17 protein-coding genes and 2 tRNA genes are annotated in these 20,919 nt (G+C 45.0%); 14 read left to right on the top strand and 5 right to left on the bottom strand.

Going from position 1 to position 20,919, the window contains the following annotated elements:
* Positions 1 to 192 precede the first annotated feature (192 nt).
* Entirely contained in the window at positions 193 to 1,488 is a 1,296-nt protein-coding gene (hemL, locus tag L3V32_RS06175) for a glutamate-1-semialdehyde 2,1-aminomutase (protein ID WP_203346944.1), read from the bottom strand.
* Between the two features lie 246 nt (positions 1,489 to 1,734).
* Here hemL and erpA point away from each other — a divergent pair, with 246 nt between their 5' ends.
* From erpA to vmeK, 3 genes are all read left to right on the top strand, one after another.
* Complete coding sequence (gene erpA, locus L3V32_RS06180; RefSeq protein ID WP_005380031.1) at positions 1,735 to 2,076, top strand: iron-sulfur cluster insertion protein ErpA; 342 nt, start codon at positions 1,735 to 1,737, stop codon at positions 2,074 to 2,076.
* 105 nt (positions 2,077 to 2,181) lie between these two features.
* Positions 2,182 to 3,300, top strand: a complete 1,119-nt coding sequence (locus tag L3V32_RS06185; RefSeq protein WP_237283986.1) for an efflux RND transporter periplasmic adaptor subunit — start codon at positions 2,182 to 2,184, stop codon at positions 3,298 to 3,300.
* 9 nt (positions 3,301 to 3,309) lie between these two features.
* Positions 3,310 to 6,414, top strand: a complete 3,105-nt coding sequence (gene vmeK, locus L3V32_RS06190) for a multidrug efflux RND transporter permease subunit VmeK (RefSeq protein ID WP_237283987.1) — start codon at positions 3,310 to 3,312, stop codon at positions 6,412 to 6,414.
* A 65-nt stretch (positions 6,415 to 6,479) separates the two neighbouring features.
* Here the strand turns inward: vmeK and L3V32_RS06195 are convergent, their stop codons facing one another.
* Positions 6,480 to 7,772 carry a peptidoglycan DD-metalloendopeptidase family protein gene (locus L3V32_RS06195; RefSeq protein ID WP_065645536.1) on the bottom strand — a complete coding sequence of 431 codons (1,293 nt, stop codon included), beginning with the start codon at positions 7,770 to 7,772 and terminating at the stop codon, positions 6,480 to 6,482.
* A 130-nt stretch (positions 7,773 to 7,902) separates the two neighbouring features.
* On the opposite strand from L3V32_RS06195, the gene tyrS reads away from it, so the two are divergent.
* Positions 7,903 to 9,090 carry a tyrosine--tRNA ligase gene (gene tyrS / locus L3V32_RS06200; RefSeq protein WP_065645535.1) on the top strand — a complete coding sequence of 396 codons (1,188 nt, stop codon included), beginning with the start codon at positions 7,903 to 7,905 and terminating at the stop codon, positions 9,088 to 9,090.
* A 418-nt stretch (positions 9,091 to 9,508) separates the two neighbouring features.
* A complete protein-coding gene (locus L3V32_RS06205; RefSeq protein ID WP_203343389.1) occupies positions 9,509 to 10,354 on the top strand; it encodes a magnesium transporter in 846 nt (281 codons plus the stop codon).
* Here the strand turns inward: L3V32_RS06205 and dacB are convergent.
* The gene (gene dacB, locus L3V32_RS06210) at positions 10,333 to 11,754 is read right to left on the bottom strand and encodes a serine-type D-Ala-D-Ala carboxypeptidase (RefSeq protein ID WP_114323599.1); all 1,422 of its coding nucleotides are present in this window, start codon (positions 11,752 to 11,754) and stop codon (positions 10,333 to 10,335) included. The two genes, L3V32_RS06205 and dacB, sit on opposite strands and share 22 nt — an antisense overlap.
* A 186-nt stretch (positions 11,755 to 11,940) precedes the next feature.
* Positions 11,941 to 12,951, bottom strand: a complete 1,011-nt coding sequence (locus tag L3V32_RS06215) for a porin (RefSeq protein WP_114323598.1) — start codon at positions 12,949 to 12,951, stop codon at positions 11,941 to 11,943.
* Positions 12,952 to 13,496: 545 nt separating this feature from the next.
* On the opposite strand from L3V32_RS06215, the gene greA reads away from it, so the two are divergent.
* Positions 13,497 to 13,970 carry a transcription elongation factor GreA gene (greA, locus tag L3V32_RS06220; protein ID WP_005380065.1) on the top strand — a complete coding sequence of 158 codons (474 nt, stop codon included), beginning with the start codon at positions 13,497 to 13,499 and terminating at the stop codon, positions 13,968 to 13,970.
* An 83-nt stretch (positions 13,971 to 14,053) separates the two neighbouring features.
* Here the strand turns inward: greA and yhbY are convergent, their stop codons facing one another.
* Positions 14,054 to 14,350: a ribosome assembly RNA-binding protein YhbY gene (gene yhbY, locus L3V32_RS06225; protein ID WP_005380066.1), complete on the bottom strand. Its 297-nt coding sequence runs from the start codon at positions 14,348 to 14,350 to the stop codon at positions 14,054 to 14,056.
* Positions 14,351 to 14,488: 138 nt separating this feature from the next.
* Here yhbY and rlmE point away from each other — a divergent pair, with 138 nt between their 5' ends.
* The 8 genes from rlmE to rimP all read left to right on the top strand — a co-directional run bounded on the left by rlmE (position 14,489) and on the right by rimP (position 20,917).
* Entirely contained in the window at positions 14,489 to 15,118 is a 630-nt protein-coding gene (gene rlmE, locus L3V32_RS06230) for a 23S rRNA (uridine(2552)-2'-O)-methyltransferase RlmE (protein ID WP_005388985.1), read from the top strand.
* A gap of 108 nt (positions 15,119 to 15,226) precedes the next feature.
* Positions 15,227 to 17,200 carry an ATP-dependent zinc metalloprotease FtsH gene (ftsH, locus tag L3V32_RS06235; RefSeq protein ID WP_237283988.1) on the top strand — a complete coding sequence of 658 codons (1,974 nt, stop codon included), beginning with the start codon at positions 15,227 to 15,229 and terminating at the stop codon, positions 17,198 to 17,200.
* A 52-nt stretch (positions 17,201 to 17,252) separates the two neighbouring features.
* Positions 17,253 to 18,083 (top strand): dihydropteroate synthase, encoded by an 831-nt coding sequence (gene folP / locus L3V32_RS06240; protein ID WP_237284220.1) that lies wholly within the window; start codon positions 17,253 to 17,255, stop codon positions 18,081 to 18,083.
* Positions 18,084 to 18,102: 19 nt separating this feature from the next.
* Positions 18,103 to 19,443 (top strand): phosphoglucosamine mutase, encoded by a 1,341-nt coding sequence (gene glmM, locus L3V32_RS06245; protein WP_005394663.1) that lies wholly within the window; start codon positions 18,103 to 18,105, stop codon positions 19,441 to 19,443.
* A gap of 221 nt (positions 19,444 to 19,664) precedes the next feature.
* The gene (gene secG, locus L3V32_RS06250) at positions 19,665 to 20,003 is read left to right on the top strand and encodes a preprotein translocase subunit SecG (RefSeq protein WP_005380080.1); all 339 of its coding nucleotides are present in this window, start codon (positions 19,665 to 19,667) and stop codon (positions 20,001 to 20,003) included.
* A gap of 16 nt (positions 20,004 to 20,019) precedes the next feature.
* Positions 20,020 to 20,103, top strand: a tRNA-Leu gene (locus L3V32_RS06255).
* 56 nt (positions 20,104 to 20,159) lie between these two features.
* A tRNA-Met gene (locus L3V32_RS06260) sits at positions 20,160 to 20,236 on the top strand.
* A 225-nt stretch (positions 20,237 to 20,461) separates the two neighbouring features.
* Positions 20,462 to 20,917, top strand: a complete 456-nt coding sequence (gene rimP / locus L3V32_RS06265) for a ribosome maturation factor RimP (RefSeq protein WP_005394659.1) — start codon at positions 20,462 to 20,464, stop codon at positions 20,915 to 20,917.
* The last annotated feature ends 2 nt before the right edge of the window (positions 20,918 to 20,919 follow it).

Raw genomic sequence — 20,919 nt, forward strand, 5'->3', positions numbered from 1 at the left:
GGTTATCAATCAAGAGATGAACTATGGGTTGTTGCAACGGTGATAAAAAGTGTCAAACCGAGAAAAAAGCCAAACGAATACCGTGGTTTGGCATTGTTATTGGTGTTTTAGCAGTATTGGTTATATTGAATTGGCAATAAAAAAGGACCGTGATGGTCCTTTTTTAAATTAGTTATCGCAGCTTTTAAGCGATTATTTTACTTCTTCTGCAAGAGTTGCAAAACAGCGGTCAGCCGCTTCTAGCGTGGCATCGATTTCTTTTGAACCGTGAGCAAGGGAAGTAAAGCTCGCTTCGAACGCTGAAGGCGCTAGGTAGACACCGTGTTTGAGCATTAAGTGGAAGAAGCGCTTGAAGCGTTCCACATCGCACTTCGTTACGTCTTCGTAGCAAGTCACTTTTTCTTGGTCAGTGAAGAAGAAGCCGAACATGCCACCGACTTGGTTCACAACCAGAGGAATACCGTGTTTCTCTGCTAGAGACTTAAAGCCATCTGCTAGTTGTTTGGTTTTTGAAGCTAGACGTTTTTCGTTGCCTTCTTCTTTAAGAAGGTTCAAACATGCATAGCCTGCAGCCATTGCGACAGGGTTGCCAGAAAGCGTACCCGCTTGGTAAACCGGACCCGTTGGCGCAACATATTGCATTACTTCTTTACGACCACCGAAAGCACCCACTGGCATACCACCACCGATCACTTTACCCAGTGTCGTTAGGTCTGGCTTGATGTTGTAGTGCGCTTGTGCGCCACCAAGTGCCACACGGAAGCCTGTCATAACTTCATCAAAAATCAGTAGCGCGCCTTCTTGATCACAGATTTCACGTAGACCTTCGTGGAAGCCTTCCACTGGTGGAATACAGTTCATGTTGCCTGCAACTGGCTCAACTATGATACAAGCGATTTCGCCTTTGTTAGCAGCGAATAGCTCGCGTACAGAATCTAGGTCGTTGAATGTTGCAGTTAGTGTGTGCTTAGCAAAGTCTGCAGGAACGCCAGGAGAGCTTGGTTGACCAAGGGTCAATGCGCCAGAGCCCGCTTTGACTAGCAAGCTGTCAGCGTGGCCGTGGTAACAACCTTCAAATTTCATGATCTTGTCGCGACCAGTGAAGCCACGTGCAAGGCGAATCGCGCTCATAGTCGCTTCGGTACCAGAACTTACCATGCGGATTTGCTCCATTGATGGAACAAGTTCAGAAACTAACTCTGCCATCGCGATTTCAAGTTCTGTCGGCGCGCCGAAGCTAAGGCCACGTTGCGCTGCGTCAATGACGGCTTCGCGGATAACCGCGTGGTTGTGGCCAAGAATCATTGGACCCCAAGAGCCAACGTAATCAATGTACGCTTTACCATCGGCATCAAAAATCAGTGGACCGTCTGCTCGTTCGATAAATAGCGGAGAGCCGCCAACGCCGTTGAATGCACGAACTGGTGAATTGACACCGCCAGGGATGGTTTGCTGAGCTTTTTGATACAGCTCTGATGATTTGGTCATGGGGTTATCCTCTTTTGATTGCTCGGACCAAGTGGAGCGCATTGTACCTAGCTATAATCAAGTTAGAAACGTTTTGCTTAATTTATGTGTTGTTTCGCAGTGTAATCTTATATATCCGCATCTGTTATAAAGAATCGGCGGTGAATACTTGAACGAGTTTGTCAGGTATTGGATAATCGTCTCAATTAGCACAAATTTGACGTCTTGCTTCAGGCTTGACGCATTACACGAGTGAGAGAGGTCTTCGTGAGCGAAGTAAACGTACCATTATCTTTTTCTGACGCAGCAGCATCTCGCGTTAAAGCATTGATTGCTGAAGAAGAAAACCCAGCATTGAAACTGCGCGTATACATTACTGGTGGCGGCTGTAGCGGCTTCCAATACGGCTTTACTTTTGATGAAAATGTAAACGAAGGCGATACGACAATCGTAAACAGTGGTGTAACACTGGTTGTAGACCCTATGAGTCTGCAATATCTCGTTGGCGGCATTGTTGACTACACAGAAGGGTTAGAAGGAGCGCGCTTCTTTGTAAACAACCCAAATGCAACGACAACATGTGGTTGTGGTGCATCGTTCAGTGTGTAATTAACACTAATCAGGCAGCCAGTGGCTGCCTGAACTTTACGTAGAAGGATGTCACGTAAAGTCGCTCTCGCAGAATATGCAGAGAAATAATAAAAAGGACTTTATATGTCTGGATCGTCTTTCGGACGTCGCATTGTCGAGCGCCCGTGGCTAGTATCTCTTATCCTCATATTGCTTCTTGTTGCATGGCTGGCAATCGGTCAACTGAAAGCACAAGATGATAATCTCAATTCTTCATCCTCTTCAACGAACACCACGCCACTTGCAAAGGTGATGTTTGATACTTTTATTGCTGAACCCACAAGTAAAACCATCGAACTGTATGGACGGACTGCCCCCAATCGTCAAGCGCGCCTTGGCGCTGAAGTCGCCGGTAAAATAGTCAGCCTCAATATAGAAAAAGGTCAAACAGTCAAGCAGGGGCAAGTGATCGCAAGCATCGACAAGCGCGATCTTGGTATTCAGCTCAAGCGGGCTCAGGCGATGCTGTTGGTTAAAGAGAAAGAGTTTAATGCAGCTCAGTCGCTAAAAAGTCGCGGACTACAGGGCGAAGTTGCGTTTGCGACAGCACAAGCGGCATTGGTGGATGCTCGAGCGAATTTGAGCAACGTGCAAACGGCATTAAGAAATACCGAGGTGAAAGCACCATTCGATGGCATTGTTGATCACCACTTTGTTGAGTTAGGAGACTTTGTAGGGATTGGCGATCCTATTGCGACGGTCATTGATTTGGATACTTTGGTGATTGAAGCCGATGTCAGTGAGCGGCACATACAATACCTTAAGGAAGGTCTACAAGCCGATGTAAGAACCATTAACCAACAGCATTATCAAGGTCGGGTACGCTACATTGGGCGTGTTTCTTCTGCTTCTACTAACACCTTTCCAATTGAAATCGAAATTGATAACCAAGACGCAAGAATTCCGGCCGGTATGAGCGCTGAAGTACAGCTGCCGTTGAGTGAAGTGTTGGCGGTAAAGATTACGGCTGCAATGCTAGCACTCGATGAAGAAGGTAATTTAGGTGTTAAAACACTGCGTAATGAGCATGTTGAATTTGTTCCGATTCAGCTCGTTAAGGCCGAAGATGATGGCGTTTGGCTCTCTGGGTTAGGAGAACGAGCCGATATTATCGTGCTGGGGCAAGGGTTTGTACGCGATGGCGATCAGGTGCTGGCCAACAAAGTTGATGACGTAGTTGTTGAAGCGGCTAGTGAGCAGTAAGGAGCACTTATGTACACTCTGATTGATGCTGCGTTATCCCGCGCTCGCACCATGCTGACATTACTGGTGATGATCTTAATTGCCGGTGTCATTACTTACGTCACAATCCCCAAGGAATCGAGCCCTGATATTACCATTCCTATTATCTACGTTTCTGTTGGGCATCAAGGCATTTCTCCCGTCGATGCCGAGCGTTTATTAGTTCGCCCAATAGAGCAAGAGTTGCGCTCTATTGAAGGCGTAAAAGAGATGACCTCTGTGGCATCAGAAGGTCATGCTTCGGTGACGCTGGAATTTAGTGTTGGAGTGGATCTTGATAAAGCGATGGCAGATGTCCGAGACGCCGTTGACCTTGCGAAGCCAAAATTACCAGAGGACAGTGATGAGCCAACGGTAAATGAAGTCACGTTTGCATCTGAAGAGCCTGTTTTGACTGTTGTTCTATATGGCACCGTACCAGAGCGGACCATTGTACAGATTGCCAGAACGCTACGTGATCGTTTGGAGAGTTTCCGTCAGGTTCTTGAGGTTGAAATCGCAGGGGATCGCGAAGACATCGTGGAAATAGTTGTCGATCCGCTATTGATGGAAAGCTACGGTCTCGATCAAGCGGATATTTATAATTTAATCGCCTTGAATAACCGAGTGGTTGCAGCGGGATTTGTCGATACTGGGTATGGACGCTTTTCGGTAAAAGTCCCATCGGTGTTTGATTCACTGAAAGATGTGCTTGAACTGCCAATCAAAGTGAATGGCAAAGAGGTGATCACCTTTGGCGATGTGGCGACAGTACGACGTGCATTTCGCGACCCTGAAAGTTTTGCTCGTTTAGATGGTGAATCTGCCATCGTTTTGGACGTAAAAAAACGGGCAGGGGAAAACATCATTGAAACGGTCGAGCTGGTAAAAGAAGTACTGGCTCAGGGACAACAGCGAGCCGAGTGGCCCGACAATTTGCAAGTCAAATACACTTGGGATCAATCCGACGATGTCAAATTGATGCTCAGTGATCTACAAAACAATATCTTATCCGCAATTATCCTCGTAGTGATCGTCATTATTGCTATATTGGGGGTTAGGACCGCGCTTCTCGTGGGGATTTCTATTCCGGGATCGTTCTTGACTGGGTTGTTGGTGTTATCGGTATTTGGGCTTACGGTCAATATCGTCGTACTGTTTGCCTTAATTATGGCGGTGGGCATGTTGGTGGATGGTGCCATTGTGGTGACAGAGTTTGCTGACAGGCGCATGCAAGAAGGTACGCCACGTAAAGAAGCCTATCGAGATGCAGCAAAGCGGATGGCATGGCCAATTACCGCATCCACTGCAACCACATTGGCTGCGTTTGCTCCGTTACTTTTCTGGCCAGACATCACAGGTGAGTTCATGAAGTACTTACCACTTACTTTAATTGCTACCTTGGCCGCTTCGCTGATGATGGCGTTGCTGTTCGTTCCTGTCATTGGTGGGATCATTGGCAAGCCTCAAGTAGTCAATCAGAAAGCTCAGCGAGAAATGGTTGAGCTGCATAACGGCAACTTTGAAAAAGCGACAGGCATTACCAAGCTTTATTACCAGACTCTGTCGGTAGCGATTCGTCATCCATGGAAAGTCTTATTCAGCGCGATACTGCTAGCGGCAGGTGTCGGCTTCACTTACAACAAAGCTGGCTTGGGTGCAGAGTTTTTCCCTGAAGTGGACCCTGCCTTTTTTACCGTTAAAGTTCGTTCTTATGGTGACCTGTCTATTCACGAAAAAGATGTTGTTATGCGCGAAATCGAGAAGGTGATGCTCGGTCATGACGAGTTTGAAAGTGTCTACACGCGCACGGGGTCGAGCGATAATGGGGACGAGATTGGCCAGATTCAAATAACGCCTGTGGATTGGCAGTATCGACGCAAAGTGAAAACCATTATTGAGGAACTAAAAAAGACGACAGATCGCTTTTATGGTGTTGAACTTGAGTATAAATTCCCGGACGCAGGACCGCCTGTCGAGCATGATCTCGTGATTGAAGTGTCATCACGAAACTTGAGTGTTAGTGCGTTAGATGAAGCGGCCAAACAAGTACGACATTGGGCTGATGGTAATCCTGCACTGACCAACTTGAGTGATACCACTAATAAGGAAGGGATTGATTGGCAAATTGATATCCAGCGAGATGACGCTTCTCGCTTTGCAGCGGATGCTACCTTAGTCGGGAATACCGTCCAGTTTGTTACGAACGGTTTGAAAATAGGCGATTATTTGCCCGATGATGCGGATGAAGAAGTCGATATTTTGGTGCGCTATCCGCAAGATAAGCGCGACATAGGTCGATTTGATCAACTGAGAGTGAAAACGGCAGCTGGTCTGGTGCCAATCACGAACTTTGCTCAAATTAAGCCAGATCATAAGCAAGATACCATTCGTCGTGTAGACGGCCATCGAGTTATCAATATCAAAGCAGACATGGTGGAAGGTTACAATTTGGCGCTTGAGCTACCGAAGATTGCCGCTGGAATGGAACAGCTCGACTTACCGGAAGGCATTGAATATAAGATTCGGGGTCAAAATGAAGAGCAGGAAAACTCATCAGCATTCTTACAAAATGCTTTTATTGTCGCGCTTGGTGTGATGGCTCTGATTTTAATTACGCAGTTTAATAGCTTTTATCAAGCTTTCTTAATCCTCAGTGCTGTGTTGTTTTCTACCGTTGGGGTCTTTGCTGGATTGCTTATTTTCCAAAAGCCATTTGGCATCATCATGTCGGGAATAGGGGTGATTGCGCTTGCAGGTATTGTTGTGAATAACAACATCGTATTAATCGATACTTACAATCAGATGCGTAAACGTGGCTTAGAGAAATCTGAGGCGATTTTGCGTACAGGTGTGCAGCGTTTAAGACCCGTTTTACTCACGACGGTGACCACCATACTAGGCTTATTGCCAATGGTGCTAGAAATGAACATCGACTTAGTTAACCAAAAAGTGGAATTTGGCGCGCCAAGCACTCAATGGTGGTCTCAACTTGCGACGGCTGTCGCGGGTGGATTGGCGTTTGCGACTTTGCTAACACTGGTTCTGACACCATGCTTGCTCATGCTCGGGAGAGAGCATCACTCCGAAAAGTAAGCTTCATCGTGATGATATTAAAGAAACAAAAAGGGCAGCTGAGCTGCCCTTTTCAATGCATCAATTTACTTCATTGCTAACAGTTTGCTGTAGCGCTCAAGCTTGTCCATGCTAATTTTTGCGTTTGCCATGAAAGTTTGTCTCGCTTTGCCTGTTAGGGATTTAGACTGTGGCAAATTCACCGTACGCGGGTTTTTGTGGACACCATTCACAAGGAACTCATAGTGCAAGTGAGGGCCTGTTACACGACCTGTTCCGCCAAGCGTACCAATGGTTTGACCTTGTTTAACGCGTTGACCCGCTCGTACCGTACGTTTGGTTAAGTGCAGGTACTTGGTAATGTAAGTATTGCTATGTTTAATGAAAACGTAGTTACCATTAAATTTGTTGTAAGACGATTTTTGAACGACACCATCGCCTGCCGCCCAAATCGGGGTGCCGACTGGTGCCGCATAGTCCGTGCCTCTATGAGGGCGAACGCGCCCCGTCACTGGATGTAAGCGGCGTGGGTTGAAGTTAGACGAAACTCGACGGAAATCCAACGGCGCGCGCAAGAACGCTTTTTTCATTGCTCGTCCATTTTCGTCGTAATACTTGCCACTTTTCTGATCCAGTATTGCGGTGAAGGTATCGCCTTGGTTTTTAAATATCGCAGCAATGATTTTTCCGCGTCCAATCACTTCACCTTCTACCACTTCCTCTTGGTAAAGCACTCGGAAGCTGTCGTTTTTACGAATATCTAAAGCAAAGTCGATATCCCAGCCAAATATGCCGGCCAGTTCCATGATTTGGTTTCCATTTAATCCTGAAGAGATTCCCGCATTCCAAAAGTTTGATTTGATGGTGGCTTCAGCGTAGTTGTACTGGAAGTCGACTTCTTTTTTATCGACTTCTGAGACGTATTTGCCGTCTTTTAACGTGATACGAAAAGTTTCGAATGCGCTTAATGTTCTTCTTAACTGTACTAAGTCGTTGTTTTCATCAAAACCGAATTGCAATCGATCGCCTGGTCGAAGTCGGGTTAATTGCTTTTCCACTTCTTTGTCTGATGAGACAAGCTCATGCAATAGGCGGGCAGAAAGCCCCACGCGACTAAACAAGATGGCGGCACTCTCACCATTTTTCACTTTGTACGTTTCCCAACGCAGTACAGCGGAGGACGCTGGAGACGAACTGTTTAGTGCACTGAGTTCTAGGGAAACTGGCACAGGATAATGTTGACCAACTTTTAATCGGCTCTGCTGCGGGTCTAGGTCTTGCGGATCAGGTAAAAAGAAGAGCGCGAAGATAATCAGCGCACTAAAAAAACCGATCAATACTTTGTGCAAGAGTGGAAGTCGGACAAAAATCGAATGCATGAGGTACTTGATTGCTAAATTAAACGGAAAAATTGACAACTACCTAGTCTAACGTGTTTCAAAATGCATCGCTATTCAAGTAATATGTTCAGCTATTATATTTTTGCCAAATCTGTGGGAGTGAACAAGAATGGCGAGCATTGAAGCTGCACTAGCCGAGATTAAGCGCGGTGTTGAAGAGCTGATTCCAGAAGAAGAGCTTATCGCAAAACTAAAAGAAGACCGTCCTCTACGTATTAAATTGGGTGCGGATCCTACGGCTCCAGATATTCACCTAGGTCATACGGTTATTTTCAATAAGCTTCGCTTGTTCCAAGAGCTAGGTCATGAGGTGACGTTCCTAATTGGTGACTTCACTGCAATGGTTGGTGACCCAACAGGTAAAAACACAACACGTCCACCGCTAAGCCGCGAAGACGTATTGCGTAATGCAGAAACTTACAAAGAGCAGGTATTCAAAATTTTAGACCCTGCAAAAACTAAGATTCAGTTCAACTCTGAGTGGTTATCTGAGCTTGGTGCAGAAGGTATGATTCGTCTTGCTGCAAACCAAACCGTTGCTCGTATGCTAGAACGTGATGACTTTAAAAAGCGTTACGCGGGTGGTCAGCCAATTGCTATTCATGAGTTCATGTACCCACTTCTACAAGGTTGGGACTCAGTAGCAATGGAAACTGACGTTGAGCTTGGTGGTACTGACCAGAAGTTCAACCTGCTAATGGGTCGTGAACTGCAAAAGTCTCACGGTCAAAAACCACAGGTTGTACTGATGATGCCTCTTCTAGTGGGCCTTGATGGCGAGAAGAAGATGTCTAAGTCAGCAAACAACTACATCGGTATCAGCGAAGCGCCAAGCGAAATGTTTGGTAAAATCATGTCTATTTCTGATGACCTAATGTGGAGCTACTATGAGCTGCTATCTTTCCGTCCTCTGGAAGAGATTGCTCAATTCAAAGCTGATGTAGAAGCGGGCAAAAACCCTCGTGACATCAAAGTATTGCTAGCAAAAGAAATTATTGCTCGTTTCCACAGTGAAGCTGATGCAGATGCGGCAGAGCAAGAATTCGTAAACCGTTTTGCGAAGAACCAAATTCCTGATGAAATGCCAGAATTTGATTTTGATGCAGGTCGCCCAGTGAGCAATCTGTTGAAAGAAGCTGGCTTATGCCCATCATCGTCAGATGCGATGCGTATGGTTAAGCAGGGCGCTGTGAAGATAGACGGTGAAAAAATTGCGGACAGCAAATTTGCTCCAGCAGCGGGTACTTACGTGTTCCAAGTAGGCAAACGTAAATTTGCACGTATTACTATTCAGTAATCAATAATCGCTGCAAATGAAAGCGCCTGATGGGCGCTTTTTTTGTATAAAAATTTAGCGAAAAAGGCAAAGTAAAACTTCCAAACATGTTTAACTTTGCTACTATACTCTCGCTGCCAATAATGGCAGCGTTATCGGAGATTTACATGAACAATACCGACCATCCTCCCAGTCGTTGGGTGAGTAAGAGCAAGGGAGCGAAATAACCCGCTTCGGTATTGGCGATCTCCGCCTTACCTAAGTGGTGAGGCATCTTTTCTAATTTTCTTCTCGTTATTTCCTTCATACATTCTGAATAGACAGTGCATCCGCATTGGTTTTCTCTGTGCATCTTAATTGTTGTGTGACTTTAAGTATGCAAGATTGACTTTGCGTGCCTTGTCGATGGTCGTTACCAATGCCAATCGGGAGATTCGCCATGACGGTAATGAACAACACTTTTATTGAAACAACACCAAACTTTTCTGAAGTAGAAATTGGTGCAGCTCGCAATGCATTTTTGCAGTATGAGCAAGAGCAACAAATCCATTTGCTTACGATCATGCCGATTGATGAGGCGGTAGGTATTTTGCAGCATTGCTCTGTCGGTTATGTGAATAGTCTTATTGCTCAACTTGAGCAAGCAGGCCATGACAAACGCGCACGTCATTATGCTCACCAATTGGGTTTGCATATGTCTGAAGTTGATACACCTGATGGTTATTTATCGACTAGTGTTTTGGGGCACGTGAAGCAGCGTATTGGGTGGATCATTGCACTGGCCCTTTTAGGGATTGTGTCGGGTTTGATCATTGCTCAGTATGAAGACACCCTTAGCCAGCTCGTTTTGCTTGCGGTGTACATGCCTGTGATCGCTGCGGCTGGTGGTAATACAGGAACACAAGCTGCAACTTTGGTGATTCGTGCTCTTGCAACTGGAGAGCTAAAAAAACGCCAATGGTTAGAAGTTTTGTGGAAAGAGAGCCGCGTTGCTCTATTTATTGCGTTAGCTATCGCTATCGTGATGATTGGACGCATTATGTTATTTAGTGCCGGTCAATCAACAGGGGGCTTTGAACTTACCGATATCGCATTGGCAATAGCGGTTGCGTTATTCATCCAAGTAACAATTTCTACAACATTAGGTGGACTGCTACCAATTATTGCACGAGCTTGCAAGATGGACCCAGCGGTATTGGTGAGTCCAGTTCTTGCGTCTATCGTCGATATTTCAGGAATGTGGATTTACTTTAACGTGGTGAACTATTTCTTAGGTATTGCCTGACTAAAGTTCACAATATCATTGTAAAAAAGCTGCTCAAAATGTGTGATTGGGGCGATGACAGGCGTGTTATCGTCCCTTTTTTCTGGGAAGTAGTCTGAAACAAACTGAACAAAAATGGTGTTAGGTTGACCATTTTTATCCAAGCCATATCCAGCCATATTGTAAGTCCCGTAGAGAGAGCCACTTTTCGCGATCAGCTGTCCTTTAATTGGCAGTTTTCGCATACTTTGTCGGTACTTTAATGTGCCGGATTCACCTGATTTCGGCATGATAGCGATCAGTTTAAGCTCGTCTTCGTGCTTCCAAATATAACGAAGAATTTCCGCCATTTTGGTGGCGGAGATACGATTGTTTCGTGAAAGTCCTGAGCCGTCTTCTAGGCGCGCATTACGAATATCAATACCAGTATTGGCGAAAATGATCTGCTTGATCGCCTCTGTACCGTTGGCAAAGCTACCTGACTGAACAAAAAACTTAGCGCCAAGTGTTTTGGTTAATGTATCTGCAATCAAGTTATCAGAGTTTTTAAGCATCTCTTCCAGAATGTCTGGTAATGCTTCTGATTGATGCATGGCGATTAGCTTGCGCTGTTTTTCCGGAGCCGAGCCGATCCTAATCTTTCCTGACAACTCAATATTGAGCTGCTTAAGCAAAGCTGCCAATCTATGGCTGGTATAAAGTTCGGGATCTTGAACGGCAAATTTAAGTGGCAATGGTTTCTCCCTCTCAACTAAGCATCCAGTTAGTTTGTAGTTGTTATCAGGGTTTGCGACTAAGCCTAAATCGCAATGACGACTTTTCTTAATGGTTTTAGAAACGGTCTCGACAGTACTTGTTACACGAATAGGTTGATGCTCAGGTACGTAGACTCGAGTCCCACCGTCTTTTTGCGTATAGATAGAAGCCTGCACACAGTTGTTATTGAGTGTGATGGTCGATGCCGGAGCGCTGTAGCAAACTCCCAAGATATCCCACGGCCAGCCTACTGCACGGTTGTAACCAGTGAATGCGCTGTTATCGAGCCATAAGTCACCGTCAATACGTTTTAAACCATTTTTCTTGGCTAGGGTAAGAAGTGATTTTAAATCGTTGGTTTGGAGCGTTGGATCGCCGACAAAGTAAATCACTGCGTCTGAGCCCGACGCTTCTAGCTTGGTTCGAAAGCGGAAGTTATCACCCAGCTCTAACTTCGCCGCTAATGCTGTGACGATTTTTAATGTACTGGCTGGTGGGAATAATTGTTCGGTAGGATGAACACCGTCAAGTTCAGCATTCTCACTGAGTTTTTCCGCGACTAAACTGATGCGAGAGCCTTCCGGCAACACTTCTTGATGAGGGTACGCTTGTGAAAAAGCAGAAAGTAATGAAGAGAATATGAGCAAGGGCCAACGTAAACGCATAATGATACTTTCTAAGGTGAGTTATGTGATTGAGTATACGCAAGTCCTTTCAATATGCTAGGTAACTAAAGAAATGCTTTATATGTCATCAGGAATGAGACATGAGAGAAAGGCGCGCGGCTTAAAATGGAGTATAAAAAATGCCCGCTTGAAGCGGGCATTCGATATTCTAGTCAAAGACCGGAATTAGAAGTCGTAACGTAGACCTAGAGCTAGCTCGTCTTCAGCATCGATCTTGTTCGCAACTGTCTTACCGCTAGTTGAGCCGAACTTATCGCCAGCGTCAATTAGGTTGAAGTTGTAAGAAACGTAACCGCGGAAGTTAGGTTTGAAGTAGTAAGAAGCATCAACAGCGAAGTTGTTTGCAGAAGTTTCGTTGTTAGTTTCTGCATTGTTGTACGTTGTTGTGAATACTGTTTGACCTAGCGTGTAAGCACCCGCTAGCTCGTAACCAGTGTAATCAACAGTGTTGTTGAATGTGTCAGTCATTTTTTCGCCATCTGTGAAGATACCAGCGAAGTAAAGATCAGACATTGTGTAAGATGCAGCTAGCATGTACTCGTTTGCATCGTATTGGTCTGCGTAACCAGCACCAAGCTCAAGACCAGTGTCCGCTACAGCGTAGATAGCTGATAGAGAGTAGCCGTCTTGTTTGTTATCAGAGTATTCACCGTTTTGTTCTACACGGTCAGCGAAGCGGTAGCTTGCTTTAACACTTAGGTTTTCGAATTGACCTTTGTAAGCCATCATGTTGTCTGTACGGTCTGCTACAGCTAGTTTGTCTGCTGCAGAGTTACCGTGGTAAGCCATGATATCTGTGAAGTCAGTGATAACGCCTAGTGCACCTTCAGTTTTACCGTATGCGAACTCACCGTAAGCACCGCCAAGACCAGCGTAAGCAAGACGAGTTTCTAGATCGCTCTTGTCGTCGCCGTCTACAGTACCGTTTTGAGCAGTCTCAAATTCACCTTCCCAGAAACCAACACCGTATAGGTTGTCATTGATCTCTTGTTTACCAAGGAAGTTTAGACGGATGCGAGATTTGTCTTGAGCGTCGCCATCTTTCATAGATAGACGTGCTTCAGCACGGCCGCCCATTTCTAGAGAAGTGCCGTCTTGGTTGTAAAGTTCAGCTGCGTTTACGCCAGTTGCCATAGCTGCTGCAGATACAGAAAGAGCAATTAGAGTCTTTTTCATCTTATTTGTCCTAGTTAGCTGTCCATAATCATTGTTGTATGGGGGAGAGGTAATCTCTCACAAGTTGTTGGTCTATAATCGGCCAATGAGCGGTATAATTCGCCCTTGTAAGCCTTTGATCTAACAACTCGCTGGACATGTTTTACTGCTAAAGTTTCCGTATGAGTTAGTAAAATGATATAAATCGTATCGATGAACACTGTTCGATTGTTCTGGTTTTTGATTTAACTTTTTGTTTTAAATGGCATTTTGTGGCTATAACATTCGTCTGACATTGATTAGTTTTTATCTTTTTTGATGTTTTTGGTGTAATGAACAGTGTTGTTTTTCAACAAATTGCGACAGTGATGCACTCTAGAATCGTTCTAAAAGTGACTTATATCATTATGCCGAAAGTGCATAGTCTTACAGCCTTTCGAATTAAGATGATTTCGTCCGGGAGTTTGTTTACACTAAATGAAATACATCTTTAAGCGCACTACCCAGCCCTATGGCAGGGTGGGCTTTTTTTTGTCCAAAGACCCATTTGGGCTTGAGGTTATAAAATGGAAAAAGTTCCAATGACACTACGTGGCGAGCAAAAGCTACGTGCAGAACTCGATCGTCTACTTAAACTACGTCCTCAAATTTCAGAGGCAATCGCTGAAGCTCGTGAGTTAGGTGATTTAAAAGAGAACGCAGAATATCACGCCGCTCGAGAAGAGCAGGGTATCTGTGAAGCACAAATCCGTGACATTGAATACAAACTGTCAGTTGCTCAAGTTATTGATGTAACGAAGATGGAGAACACGGGTAAAGTTATTTTTGGTTCAACCGTAACCTTGATTGACATCGACACCGAAGAAGAAAAAACATACCAAATTGTTGGTGATGACGAAGCAGACATTAAAGCTGGCCGTATTTCAGTAAGCTCACCAATTGCTCGTGGCTTGATCGGTAAGATGGAAGGCGATGAGGTTGCTATTCAAACTCCGGGTGGCGCGAAAGACTTCGAAATCGACCGAGTAGAGTACATCTAAGTCGTTGAGAGTAGTCTGTTACTCCAATAAAACGCAAAAAGGTCGCCAATGGCGACCTTTTTTCTTCAGCAACGTAAGTAGAATTACTTACGAGGGATTTCGATTTTACGCTCTTCAGACTGGCGGTACAGCACAAGCACTTTACCAATAGTCTGAACTTTTTCTGCGCCCGTCTCACGTACGATAGCGTCGATGATTAGCTGTTTTGTTTCACGATCTTCTGAAGCAACTTTTACTTTGATTAGTTCGTGATGGTTAAGAGCGATTTCAATTTCTGCTAGCACGGCTTCTGTAAGTCCATTTGCGCCCATTAGCACGACAGGTTTTAAACTGTGAGCTAGGCCTTTAAGGTGCTGCTTTTGTTTGGTGCTTAGGTTCATTACGCGGCCAATTTTCTTTAAAATAAGGGTTGAAAAAAGCTATTTTAACGCCATCTATTGCTGAAGACTATAATTTATTGAGTAATAGGTAGCGCCTATTAAAACAATAGCTCCAATTTGCGCCTTGTTGGGATTAAAATGAGTAAACAAAAACATTCGGCTAGTTCTGGTCGTTGGTTGAAAGAACACTTTGATGATAAATACGCGAATGAGGCTCGTAAAAAAGGCTATCGCTCACGTGCTTATTTCAAGATCGATGAGATTCAAACGAAAGATAAATTGTTAAAGCCTGGGATGACAGTCGTCGATTTGGGTGCGGCACCGGGCGGGTGGTCTCAATATGCTGCTAAGATAGTAGGAGACAGTGGTCAGATCATTGCGTGTGATTTGCTTCCTATGGACCCGATTGCAGGTGTCAGCTTTTTACAAGGCGACTTTCGCGATGATGCAGTATTGGAAGCTTTGCTAGAAAGAATCCAACCTTCAATGGTAGACGTAGTAATGTCTGACATGGCACCTAATATTGCGGGAAATAACTCTGTTGACCAACCTCGTGCTATGTATTTAGTTGAATTGGCTTTAGATATGTGTCGACAAGTTCTAGCGCCTAATGGTAGCTTTGTCGTAAAGGTTTTCCAGGGGGAAGGCTTCGATCAGTATGTGAAAGAAGTCCGAGACATGTTTAAAGCCGTAAAAATTAGAAAACCAGACTCATCGCGAGCTCGCTCTCGAGAAGTCTTTGTTGTAGCCACTGGTTACAAAGGTTAACCATTTTGCTCTCTTGAGAGCGTGTTAACACTATAGCTACAGTGAATGAACTGTAGTACCCTACCTTTAATTACAATTAGTTATCGAGAGGCTTACACCTTGAGTGACATGGCAAAAAATTTAATTCTGTGGCTTGTTATCGCCGTCGTATTGATGTCGGTATTCCAGAGCTTTGGCCCTGGAGAAAGCAATGGCAGAACCGTGGATTACACCACGTTTGTACAGGAAGTTGGCCAAGGCCAGATTCAAGAAGCAACTTTTAAAGACGGTGAAATTAGCTTTGTTCGTCGTGGCGGCGGTGCCAAAATGGTCACTTACATGCCAGTGTATGACCAAAAGCTTCTAGATGACCTAATTAACCAAAACGTGAAAGTTCAGGGCACGCCTCCAGAAGAGCAAAGCTTGCTTGGTACTATTTTCATTTCTTGGTTCCCAATGATCTTACTGATTGGTGTATGGATTTTCTTCATGCGTCAAATGCAAGGCGGCGGCGGTAAAGGCGCCATGTCTTTTGGTAAGAGCAAAGCTCGAATGATGAGCGAAGAACAAATCAAGACAACTTTTGCTGACGTCGCTGGTTGTGACGAAGCAAAAGAAGACGTGAAAGAGCTGGTGGACTACTTGCGTGATCCAAGCCGCTTCCAAAAACTGGGCGGTAAGATTCCTACTGGTGTGTTAATGGTTGGTCCTCCTGGTACTGGTAAAACGCTTCTAGCGAAAGCCATTGCTGGTGAAGCAAAAGTACCGTTTTTTACCATCTCGGGTTCAGATTTCGTAGAAATGTTTGTGGGTGTCGGTGCATCTCGTGTACGTGACATGTTCGAACAAGCTAAGAAAGCAGCGCCTTGTATTATCTTCATCGATGAAATCGATGCGGTAGGTCGTCAGCGTGGTGCTGGTGTTGGTGGTGGTCACGATGAACGTGAGCAAACACTAAACCAAATGCTAGTAGAGATGGATGGTTTCGAAGGTAACGAAGGTATCATCGTAATCGCTGCAACTAACCGTCCAGACGTTCTTGACCCAGCGTTGCTACGTCCTGGTCGTTTTGACCGCCAAGTGGTGGTTGGATTGCCAGATGTACGTGGTCGTGAGCAGATTCTAAAAGTACACATGCGTAAAGTCCCTCTAGCAGGTGACGTAGAGCCTTCTCTAATCGCTCGTGGTACACCAGGCTTCTCTGGTGCTGATTTAGCAAACCTAGTCAACGAAGCGGCGCTATTTGCTGCGCGCGGTAACAAGCGTAACGTTTCTATGGTTGAATTCGAATTAGCGAAAGACAAAATCATGATGGGTGCCGAGCGCCGTTCAATGGTTATGTCTGAAGAGACAAAAGAGTCAACGGCTTATCACGAAGCGGGTCACGCAATTGTTGGTCGTTTAGTACCTGAGCACGATCCAGTGTACAAGGTGTCGATCATTCCACGCGGTCGCGCGTTGGGTGTGACTATGTACCTACCAGAGCAAGACCGTGTCAGCATGTCTCGCCAGCATCTAGAGTCTATGATCTCTAGCTTGTACGGTGGTCGTCTAGCGGAAGAGCTTATCTACGGTGCTGATAAAGTCTCAACAGGCGCGTCAAACGATATTGAACGTGCAACTGATATTGCTCGTAAGATGGTTACTCAATGGGGTTTCTCTGAAAAGCTTGGTCCTCTACTGTATGCAGAAGATGAAGGTGAGGTGTTCCTTGGTCGTAGCGTGACTCAGACTAAGCATGTATCTGATGATACGGCGAAGCTGATTGATGATGAAGTTCGTCAAATCATTGACCGCAACTATGACCGTGCGAAGAAGATTCTTCAAGAAAACATGGATATCATGCATGCGATGAAAGATGCGCTGATGAAGTATGAAACCATTGATGCTCGTCAAATTGATGATTTAATGGAGCGCAAAGCTGAAATTCGTGAGCCTGCGGGTTGGAGTGATAACTCAACTAGCAAACCTGAAGACAGCGAGAAGCCTCAAGAAAAGCCAGAAGTTAAAGAAGAAGCAACGGACGCTGCGAAAGATGCAGAAAAGTCTAGCTCTCCAGAAGCGACTTCTAGCGAAGCGCCTGAAAAGAAAGACTCTGAATAAAGAGTGTTGATAATAATAAACCCCGAGTTATCTCGGGGTTTTTGTGTTTATGATGATGATTACAGCAAATAACAAATCTTTAGATCTTTCCCGTCCACATGTTATGGCCATTCTAAATGTGACTCCGGATTCCTTTTCGGATGGTGGTAAATACAACTCGATTGAACTCGCCCTTGCTCAAGTTGATAAAATGATAAAGGCTGGTGTAAGCATTGTTGATGTTGGTGGGGAGTCGACAAGGCCTGGCGCGCCAGATGTGTCTTTAGAAGAAGAACTTCGACGTGTTGTCCCAGTAATCAAGGCCATTCGTGAAAAGTACGATGTGTGGATTTCGGTCGATACCAGTAAAGCGGAAGTTATGCGTCAAGCTATTGATGCTGGTGCAGATTTGATCAATGACATTCGATCTTTGCAAGAACCTGGTGCTCTCGAAGTCGCAGCAGAAGCAAAGCTTCCAATTTGTCTGATGCATATGAAAGGTCAACCTAGAACCATGCAAGTTGCACCTCATTATGATGATGTGATGAGCGACGTATCTGCCTTTCTAGAAGAACGTATCGCGGCATGTGAAGCGGCAGGGATTGATAAATCTCAACTGATTCTCGATCCTGGATTTGGCTTTGGCAAAACGATAGAACACAATTATCATATGCTCGCTCATCTTGAAAAGTTTCATGAATTCGGCCTGCCAATTTTGGCTGGCATGTCTCGTAAATCAATGATTTTTAAATTGTTGGATAAGCCTGCGGCTGAATGTACAAATGCGAGTGTCGTTTGCGCTACGATTGCAGCAATGAAAGGCGCGCAGATCATTCGTGTGCATGACTTTGAAGAGACAATCGAATCAATGAAAGTTGTTGAGATGACGAAAAACAATATTTAAAAATAATAAAGGAAAGTTTATGTCGAATAAAAGACGTTACTTTGGTACTGACGGTGTGCGCGGTAAAGTAGGACAATACCCAATCACTCCGGACTTCGTACTTAAGCTTGGCTGGGCTGCTGGTCGTGTACTAGCAAAACAAGGCACAAAGAAAGTTATTATAGGTAAAGATACGCGTATCTCCGGTTATATGCTTGAATCTGCATTAGAAGCAGGCCTTGCTGCAGCGGGACTTAAAGCAACATTTACTGGTCCAATGCCAACCCCAGCAGTGGCATATTTAACTCAAACTTTCCGCGCAGAGGCGGGGATTGTGATTTCTGCATCGCATAACCCATATTACGACAACGGCATTAAATTCTTTTCTTCTGAAGGTACTAAGTTACCTGACGATATCGAGTTGGCGATTGAAGCTGAGCTGGATAAAGACATTGAATGTGTTGAGTCTGCAGAACTTGGTAAAGCCACTCGTCTAAATGACGCTGCAGGCCGTTACATCGAATTCTGTAAGAGTACTTTCCCATCTGAATTGAGTCTTGCAAACTTTAAAATCGTGGTAGATTGTGCGCACGGTGCAACGTACCACATTGCTCCAAATGTCTTCAAAGAGCTTGGCGCAGAAGTTATTGCAATGGGCGTAGAGCCTAACGGCATCAACATTAATGAAGAAGTGGGCGCAACAGATGTTCGTGCGCTTCAAAAGCGTGTCGTTGAAGAGCAAGCGCACCTTGGTTTAGCATTTGATGGTGATGGTGACCGTATCATTATGGTCGACCACCTTGGCAACAAAGTCGATGGCGACCAAATTGCTTACATTATTGCTCGTGATGCTCTTCGTCGTGGCGAGCTAAAGGGTGGTGTGGTTGGTACGTTGATGACTAACTTGGGCATGGAAAATGGCTTAAAGCAGCTAGGCATTCCATTCGTACGTGCCGCTGTTGGTGACCGTTATGTCATGGAACAACTGCTAGAAAAAGGCTGGAAAATTGGTGCTGAAAACTCAGGCCATGTGATCTTATTAGATAAAGTCACCACGGGCGATGCGATTGTTGCAGCACTGCAAGTACTTGCTTCTGTAGTTGGCAGTGATATGTCTTTGCATGAGCTATCGCAAGGCATGACGTTGTATCCTCAGGTTCTAGAAAATGTCCGCTTTGCAGGGGAAAGTAATCCTCTTGAAGCTCAAGCAGTACTAAACGCCGTTGCCGAAGTAGAAGCGACGCTGGGTGATAAAGGACGTGTATTGCTGCGTAAATCTGGCACAGAGCCTTTGATTCGCGTTATGGTGGAAGGTGAGGATGGCGAGCTAGTTCAAAGCTCTGCATTGAAAATTGCCGAAGCTGTAAAAGCAAGTTGTTAATCATTGCGTTAAAGTGTGCGGTGAATGAAAAGGGCATCTTTTGCCCTTTTTTTGAGCGCTTAGCGCATTGGCATTGATTTTTTACTAATTTTCCCTTGTCAGCGTTACCGGCTTTCGCTAGTATTGCTCCGCCTCCCGTTAGGAGGTCGCTAGCCTTGTTCAATTATGATTTATTCTCTTGAACGGCGCTGGCTCAACAATTTGGAACATAGGTGGAAAAAATGTTTTCAGTTCTACTTGTGATTTACCTGTTGGCAGCGCTTGGTGTGATTGGCCTTGTGTTGATTCAACAAGGTAAAGGCGCAGATATGGGAGCCTCGTTCGGTGCTGGTGCTTCAAACACAGTGTTTGGTGCTGGCGGCTCAGGTAATTTCTTAACCCGAACAACTGCTATTTTAGCAACCGTATTCTTTATCGTTAGCTTGTTGCTTGGTCGTATGTCTACGCACCAGACTGAATCACAATGGGTAGACCCAACATTAGGTCAACCAGTTGTTGAACAAGTTAAGGATGCAGCGAGTGAAGTTCCAGCCCCTGCGGGTGATGAAATTCCTCAATAAGCTGTAAGGTTTTGATGCCGAGATGGTGAAATTGGTAGACACGCTAGCATGAGGTGCTAGTGCCTTAGGTGTGAGGGTTCGAGTCCCTCTCTCGGCACCATGTATTTACAAACTTGTAAATCACTTGTTTGCGAGTATAATGCTCAGCAAGTCGGACGCGGGGTGGAGCAGCTTGGTAGCTCGTCGGGCTCATAACCCGAAGGTCGTCGGTTCAAATCCGGCCCCCGCAACCAATCTCTTTCTTTAAGAAGAAATCGTAGATTGGCAAGTTTGCGTAGTGCTAACCACACTACGAGTTAAGAGAAGCATTTGTTGGCTATTCTTAACGTATCAGGGTCCAGCAGCATAAAACCCCGACTATCGGGGTTTTTTGTTATCTGAGCTTTTTGAAATAGCTCAGAGACTGCTTGGTTTTTTGATTGGGCTCTGAGCCCTTTTTTTGTTTCTGGAGTGGTTAAATGACTGGTTTAGAAAGACAACTTACTGAAATGCTTGAAGCACCAGTAGAGGCATCAGGCTATGAGTTGGTTGGATTAGAATTCATTCGTGCAGGCGCGCACTCAACGTTACGCATCTACATTGACCATGAAAATGGTATTAACGTGGACGACTGTGCAGAAGTTAGCCACCAAGTTAGTGCGGTTTTAGACGTTGAAGATCCAATTTCTGTTGCTTACAGCCTAGAAGTGTCTTCTCCAGGTTTAGAAAGACCACTTTTTAAAGCAGCACATTACGAGCAATTTATTGGTCACGAGGTCAGCATCGTATTGAAAATGGCTGTAGCAAACCGTCGTAAGTGGAAAGGTATTATCCACGGCGTTGATGGCGAAACAGTGACAATTACTGTAGACGGTCAGCAAGAAGAGTTTGCTCTAAGTAACATTTCCAAAGCTAACCTGATCCCTAAATTTTAGTT

It is taken from the genome of Vibrio sp. J2-4 (assembly GCF_021728155.1).
Taxonomy (GTDB): Bacteria; Pseudomonadota; Gammaproteobacteria; order Enterobacterales; family Vibrionaceae; genus Vibrio; species Vibrio diabolicus.

Excerpts from the sequence above, each read along its gene's own strand:
- tyrS (WP_065645535.1), top strand. The coding sequence starts at position 7,903 with ATGGCGAGCATTGAAGCTGCACTAGCCGAGATTAAGCGCGGTGTTGAA.
- L3V32_RS06205 (WP_203343389.1), top strand. The coding sequence starts at position 9,509 with ATGACGGTAATGAACAACACTTTTATTGAAACAACACCAAACTTTTCT.
- secG (WP_005380080.1), top strand. The coding sequence starts at position 19,665 with ATGTTTTCAGTTCTACTTGTGATTTACCTGTTGGCAGCGCTTGGTGTG.
- ftsH (WP_237283988.1), top strand. The coding sequence starts at position 15,227 with ATGGCAAAAAATTTAATTCTGTGGCTTGTTATCGCCGTCGTATTGATG.
- folP (WP_237284220.1), top strand. The coding sequence starts at position 17,253 with ATGATGATTACAGCAAATAACAAATCTTTAGATCTTTCCCGTCCACAT.
- rlmE (WP_005388985.1), top strand. The coding sequence starts at position 14,489 with ATGAGTAAACAAAAACATTCGGCTAGTTCTGGTCGTTGGTTGAAAGAA.
- L3V32_RS06195 (WP_065645536.1), bottom strand. The coding sequence starts at position 7,772 with ATGCATTCGATTTTTGTCCGACTTCCACTCTTGCACAAAGTATTGATC.
- yhbY (WP_005380066.1), bottom strand. The coding sequence starts at position 14,350 with ATGAACCTAAGCACCAAACAAAAGCAGCACCTTAAAGGCCTAGCTCAC.
- greA (WP_005380065.1), top strand. The coding sequence starts at position 13,497 with ATGGAAAAAGTTCCAATGACACTACGTGGCGAGCAAAAGCTACGTGCA.
- L3V32_RS06185 (WP_237283986.1), top strand. The coding sequence starts at position 2,182 with ATGTCTGGATCGTCTTTCGGACGTCGCATTGTCGAGCGCCCGTGGCTA.
- rimP (WP_005394659.1), top strand. The coding sequence starts at position 20,462 with ATGACTGGTTTAGAAAGACAACTTACTGAAATGCTTGAAGCACCAGTA.
- L3V32_RS06215 (WP_114323598.1), bottom strand. The coding sequence starts at position 12,951 with ATGAAAAAGACTCTAATTGCTCTTTCTGTATCTGCAGCAGCTATGGCA.
- vmeK (WP_237283987.1), top strand. The coding sequence starts at position 3,310 with ATGTACACTCTGATTGATGCTGCGTTATCCCGCGCTCGCACCATGCTG.
- glmM (WP_005394663.1), top strand. The coding sequence starts at position 18,103 with ATGTCGAATAAAAGACGTTACTTTGGTACTGACGGTGTGCGCGGTAAA.
- dacB (WP_114323599.1), bottom strand. The coding sequence starts at position 11,754 with ATGCGTTTACGTTGGCCCTTGCTCATATTCTCTTCATTACTTTCTGCT.
- hemL (WP_203346944.1), bottom strand. The coding sequence starts at position 1,488 with ATGACCAAATCATCAGAGCTGTATCAAAAAGCTCAGCAAACCATCCCT.